This window comes from Paraburkholderia sp., from assembly GCF_036488505.1.
GTDB lineage: Bacteria > Pseudomonadota > Gammaproteobacteria > Burkholderiales > Burkholderiaceae > Paraburkholderia.
In genome coordinates, this window is the sequence record NZ_DASXHN010000465.1 from 1 (window position 1) to 5,638 (window position 5,638).

Here is a 5,638-nt window from a genome sequence, read left to right on the forward strand (position 1 = left end):
GGCTACCGGTCCAGGTCCGCTGTTCGCTGCGAAGGGGCCACTCAAATGCTTGCGTCGTGCTTGCCGTTAACCCCGCATTCTGAGGCTGTCCGCTTGATGCGCGACCTAGGCGGCCTCGCCGATTCCCTGCACATGTGCTAACTCCTTTTTCGGCGCAGCGCCGAACATTCGCGCGTATTCGCGGCTGAACTGCGACGGACTTTCGTAGCCGACTTCAAATGCGGCGGCCTGTACGCTGATGGACTGCGAGAGCAGCAGCCTGCGTGCTTCCAGCAAGCGCAATTGTTTCTGGTACTGCAAAGGCGGCAAGCCGGTGAACGCTTTGAATTGACGATGAAACGCCGACTCGCTGAGCTGCGCGATTTTAGCGAGGTCTTCCACTCGCATGGGTTGCGCATAATTGGTCCTCAGGTTGTCCACCGCGCGCGCGAGCTTGTGCGAAGGACTCTGGATTGACGCGAGCTTTGCAACTTCCGCGCCGTTTGGTCCCGCTAGCAGCCAGTAACCGATCTCGCGCATGATCATCGGCTGCAGGATGGTGGCGGCCTCGGGCGTATCGAGCAGACGCACGATCCGCAATGCGCAGTCCGCCAAAGGTCCGTCGAAATCGGCGACAAACACGCCGCGGCTTGCGTCGCCAGACGGCACTGGGGCAAACGCCATCTCATTGGCTACCGCGCGGATCATCGCGAGATCCAGCTGCAAAAGCAGGACCAGGCAAGGTTTCGCGGGGCTGGCCTCGAACACTTGACCCCGGGACGGCGTTTGCACGCCGATGACCAGCGCCTGTCCCGCCCGATATTCCAACCGCTCGCCGCCGAAGCTGGCCCACTTCGCGCCTTCAGCGACGATGCACAACGCGGGACTCGCGGAGCGCAGCGTCGGCGGTTTTGGCTGATCTGAACGAAGAATGAAAACGCCTTCGAGCTGTGTCGAGTATGGGCTCGGGCCCGGACACCTGTCGGTGTAGCGAAGTAGGGCGGTGGCCAGTTGGTTCAGCATGGTGGATCGACGTGCTAAGGGTGGGCTCGATCCATCATAGGATGACGGAGCAGGATTAGGCAATGACCGGGCAGGTTCGTGCATTCACGCGGCGAGGATGCGAGCGGAGAATTGAAGCTAACCCAGCCAACAAGAGGTATGTGATGACAACGACCAGCGCTAAACGCACCGGTTCCAGGATCGCGATCGTTACCGGCGGAAGCCGAGGCATTGGCCGCGATACGGTATTGCGACTTGCCGCTCGCGGCGTCAACTCCATCTTCACGTACAACGCCAATCAGGCCGAAGCCGACAGGGTCCGTGCACTCGTCGTTGAGGCGGGCGCGAATGCCATTGCGCTGCAGTTGAACGTAGAGAACGCAGCCACGTTCGACGCTTTCGTCACGCGAGTGCGCGAAGCACTCGATAGCTGGGGTGCGAAGCACTTCGATTATCTGGTGAACAATGCTGGCACGTCTTCAACGGCCACCTTCGAGGCGGGCACTGAAGCAGAGCTCGACGCGCAGTTCGCGGTCCATTTCAAGGCGCCGTTCCTGTTGACGCAAAAACTTCTGCCGCTGATCAGTGACGGGGGACGGATTGTGAACCTCTCGTCCGGGCTCGCCCGCTTCGCGTTTCCGGGGCGCGCCATTTACGGCCCGATGAAAGCGGCCGTCGAAGCGCTGACGCGTTACATGGCGCTCGAATTGGGGCCGCGCCGTATTGCAGTCAACGTTGTCGCACCCGGTGCAATCGCCACTGACTTCAGCGGAGGTATCGTTCGAGACAATCCGCAGGTCAACAAAGCCGTCGCGGAACACACCGCGCTTGGCCGCGTCGGCTTGCCGACCGATGTCGGCCCGGTAATCGCGGCGCTCCTGTCGGACGAGTTCGGATGGGTCAACGCACAGCGTATCGAAGTGGCTGGCGGAATCCACATCTGACGCTTCTTCGCCAGTGCGTCGATGCGCCGCTTCAGTGCAGGGGCGAGCGCGGCAGCTGTTGCCCGAGATTGCCATGACATCCGGTGGCGGACCTTTCGCGACCCGGAACGGTCTGTCGAGTTTCCCGAAAGCGGCCCGTCACTCACTGGCGAGACACCCTTATTTAAGCGCGGACATGATCAACCAATCGAAGAGGCGATCGGGAAGGCACCATTTGAAGAACAATAGCGACTTTGCCATTTGACCACCGGAATAGCGTACCTTCGGACGCTTTGCTTTCAGCGCGGCAACCACAAGATCGGTGGTGACCTTCGGCTCAGGTTGACCGGTTTGATTCGCCAAGGCTTTCGACAGTTTGTCAGCAAGCGAGGAATAGGCGTTTCGGGACGAATGCCGCTTTGCCGATTCTGCGGCAATGGCGCTCCATTCCGACTTTACGCCCCCGGGTCGGATCACGACGACGTCGATGCCAAACGGGCGAACCTCATTGCGCAAAGCGTCCGAGTTCTCTTCAAGGGCAAATTTCGACGCGTGGTACCAGCCGCCCTGGGGAAGCGCCAGTTTCCCGCCGATCGACGAAACATTGATGAATGAAAATATCGCTGCGGTCAGCGATAAAGTGTCGAGTAACCCGATAGTCAAGTCCATTGTCATGCTCATCAACGAGATTGCGAAGATTGCTGGCTTGTCCAAGGATGGCATTCGCCACTACGAGAAGATGGGGTTCTTCACGTCAACTGCACGCAGCGCAGGCAGCCGCATCTACCGCGAATACGACCCATCTATACTGGTCACCATCAAGCACATCCGTGACGCACAACGGCTGGGCTTCTCGTTAGCGGAAATTGTGCCTCTTTTGAAGGCCTATGCGGACGCGCCTCCAAGTGCCGAGCAAACAATCGAATTCCTCGACGCAAGGCTTGTTGTCATTCGGGAGCAAATCGCTTCGTTGCAAGAGGTCGAAGCGTTTATCGTCGAAAAGATTGGACGATACCGATCGCAAGCGTAGATATGGGCAAGCCCTGATCGTCGAATGGCCAAAAGTCACCGCGATTGCATGGGATGCCGTGCCGCCGTCCCCGGTTTGCAGCAAAGGGCATCGCCATTGCCCTACAAAGTACCTTCATAGCCGGATAGACCCGCACTCGATCCAGGCAACTGGATTCGCGCTGCGCGCCACAGCGTCCATATCGGCAATCCGGCATAGCAACGCAGAAATCAAACTTTGGCCGTACTGACGCCGTTGCTACCATCGGCGACCCGACATCTTCGGTCAGTACAACAATGACGACACATCGATCGCAACACTCAACGCTTCGCCTCGGCATCATCGGCGCAGCCGTCGCCGGCCTCGTCGCGCTCGCTTCGTGCGGCGACGGCACGATCTCTGCTGAAGCTTCCGCACCGGTCGTCGCACACAAGCGGCCGAATATCCTGTACATCATGGCCGACGATCTCGGCTATTCCGACATCCATGCATTCGGCGGCGAAATCAATACACCGAATCTCGACGCATTGGTGCAATCGGGCCGCATTCTGACCAATCACCACACCGGCACCGTCTGCGCGATTACGCGTTCGATGCTGATTTCCGGCACCGACCACCATCTGGTCGGCGAAGGCACGATGGGGGTTCCGACCGATGAACGCAAAGGACTGCCGGGCTACGAGGGATACCTGAACGACCGCGCGCTGTCGGTTGCGCAATTGTTGAAGGACGGCGGTTATCACACGTACATGGCCGGCAAATGGCACATCGGCTCGGGGATCGTCGGCAGCGCGACGGGTGGCGGACAAACGCCTGACCAGTGGGGTTTCGAGCACAGCTATGCGCTGCTCGGCGGCGCCGCGACCAATCACTTCGCGCACGAACCCGCCGGTTCGCAGAACTACACCGAAGACGGCCATTACGTGCAGCCAGGCCAGCCGGGACAACCGGGCGGGACCGGCGGCAGCCCTGCCGTGTTCTATTCGACCGACTTCTACACGCAGCGCCTGATCTCCTATATCGACTCGAACAAGGGTGACGGCAAGCCGTTCTTTGCGTACGCGGCCTACACGTCGCCGCACTGGCCGCTGCAGGTGACCGAGCCTTATCTGCACAATTACGCCGGCAAATACGACGCGGGTTATGACGCGATACGCGACGCGCGCATTGCGCGGCAAAAGGCGCTCGGCATTATCCCGAACGACTTCGTGCCGTACGGCGGCGCGTCCGAGACGGTCGTCGCGAGCGCGGCCACCACGAACAACGGCACGGCGGCAGCAAAGTACGTGAGCGCGGTGCACAGCGCTGCGCAAGGCTATACCGACTATGGCCCCGGCTATGTGAACAAGAAGTGGGACAGCCTCTCGCCCGCCGAGAAAAAAGCGCAGGCGCGCTATATGGAAATCTACGCGGGCATGGTGGAAAACCTCGACCACAACATCGGTCTGCTGATCCAGCATCTGAAGGACATTGGCGAATACGACAACACGTTCATCATGTTCCAGTCGGACAACGGTGCGGAAGGCTGGCCGATCGACTCGGGCGCGGACCCCACCGCAACCGATACCGCGAATGCCGCCGACCCGGTCTACTCGACGCTCGGCACCGACAACGGTCTGCAGAATGCAAGGCGTCTGCAATACGGTTTGCGCTGGGCCGAAGTGAGCGCGACACCGTTCCGGCTGACGAAGGGCTATTCAGGTGAAGGCGGTGTGTCCACGCCGTTGATCGTCCACCTGCCGGGTCAGACCTCGCAGAAGGCAAGCTTGCGCGCTTTCACGCACGTGACCGACAACACCGCCACGTTCCTCGCGGTCGCGCAAATTTCGCCGCCCACGCAAGCCGCGCCGCCGCTGATCAATACGCTCACCGGCGCGGATCAGAATAAGGGCAAGGTGGTCTACAACGATCGCTATGTGTATCCGATCACCGGGCAGTCGCTGTTGCCGTTGCTGAACGATCAAACCACGACCGCCGTGCATACGGCTTCGTTCGGCGATGAAGCGTACGGTCGCGGTTATCTGCGCAGCGCTGACGGCAAATGGAAAGCACTGTGGACAGAGCCCCCGCTCGGTCCCGTGGACGGTCACTGGCAACTGTATGACATGACGGCCGATCGCGGCGAAACGCAGGACGTGTCGACGCAGAATCCGTCGGTGCTCGACAGTCTCGTGCAGCAGTGGAACAGCTATATGACGAGCGTCGGCGGCGTCGAGCCGTTGCGTCCGCGTGGTTACTACTGAGTAAGCGATGACCGTACGATTCAAACTCAATGGCCGCACTGCGCTTTACAGCGCGTACGCGGCAATCGCCACGGTCGCGTTCGCCGCCGCCTTTACCGCCGCGACAGCCGCGTCGGCGGTTTTCAGCGGCGGCAACGCGGGCGGGTTCGACGATCTGAACCGCAGCCGTGCGCTGACCGTCCTCGGCTCCGAGCAGCAATGCCAGCGCTATGGCGGTTTGCCTGCGCGCTGGCGTGACGATCCGAAGGCCGGCATGGTGCATCTGCATGGTGGCGATTTCGTGTTCGGCAGCAAGCTCGGTTACGCAGACGAGCGCCCGGCCGGTGACGGCAAGACGCGTGTCAGCGGGTTCTGGATCGATCAGACCGATGTGACGAATGCGCAATTCGCGGCCTTCGTCAAAGCGACCGGCTATGTCACCGATGCCGAACGTCAAGGCGGCGCGGTGGTGTTTCACACGCCGACACGCGAGGAAATGAATG

Annotated in this window: 6 protein-coding genes; 4 read left to right on the plus strand and 2 right to left on the minus strand. The window is 60.6% G+C overall.

All coding sequences use genetic code 11. The features are described 5' to 3' along the window. Positions 1-105: 105 nt before the first annotated feature. Positions 106-1,002 (minus strand): AraC family transcriptional regulator, encoded by an 897-nt coding sequence (locus tag VGH68_RS26855; protein WP_331606756.1) that lies wholly within the window; start codon positions 1,000-1,002, stop codon positions 106-108. A gap of 143 nt (positions 1,003-1,145) precedes the next feature. Here VGH68_RS26855 and VGH68_RS26860 point away from each other — a divergent pair, with 143 nt between their 5' ends. Continuing rightward, positions 1,146-1,925 carry an SDR family NAD(P)-dependent oxidoreductase gene (locus VGH68_RS26860; protein WP_331606761.1) on the plus strand — a complete coding sequence of 260 codons (780 nt, stop codon included), beginning with the start codon at positions 1,146-1,148 and terminating at the stop codon, positions 1,923-1,925. 159 nt (positions 1,926-2,084) lie between these two features. Here VGH68_RS26860 and VGH68_RS26865 read toward each other — a convergent pair whose 3' ends face one another. Further along, complete coding sequence (locus VGH68_RS26865; RefSeq protein ID WP_331606757.1) at positions 2,085-2,573, minus strand: SDR family NAD(P)-dependent oxidoreductase; 489 nt, start codon at positions 2,571-2,573, stop codon at positions 2,085-2,087. Between the two features lie 4 nt (positions 2,574-2,577). On the opposite strand from VGH68_RS26865, the gene VGH68_RS26870 reads away from it, so the two are divergent. The 3 genes from VGH68_RS26870 to VGH68_RS26880 form a co-directional block, all read left to right on the plus strand. Further along, positions 2,578-2,934, plus strand: coding sequence for a MerR family DNA-binding protein (locus VGH68_RS26870; RefSeq protein WP_331606758.1), 357 nt, complete (start codon positions 2,578-2,580; stop codon positions 2,932-2,934). Positions 2,935-3,209: 275 nt separating this feature from the next. After that, positions 3,210-5,156, plus strand: a complete 1,947-nt coding sequence (locus tag VGH68_RS26875) for an arylsulfatase (RefSeq protein WP_331606759.1) — start codon at positions 3,210-3,212, stop codon at positions 5,154-5,156. 7 nt (positions 5,157-5,163) lie between these two features. After that, the coding region (locus VGH68_RS26880; RefSeq protein ID WP_331606760.1) for an SUMF1/EgtB/PvdO family nonheme iron enzyme at positions 5,164-5,638 on the plus strand (475 nt) is incomplete at its 3' end.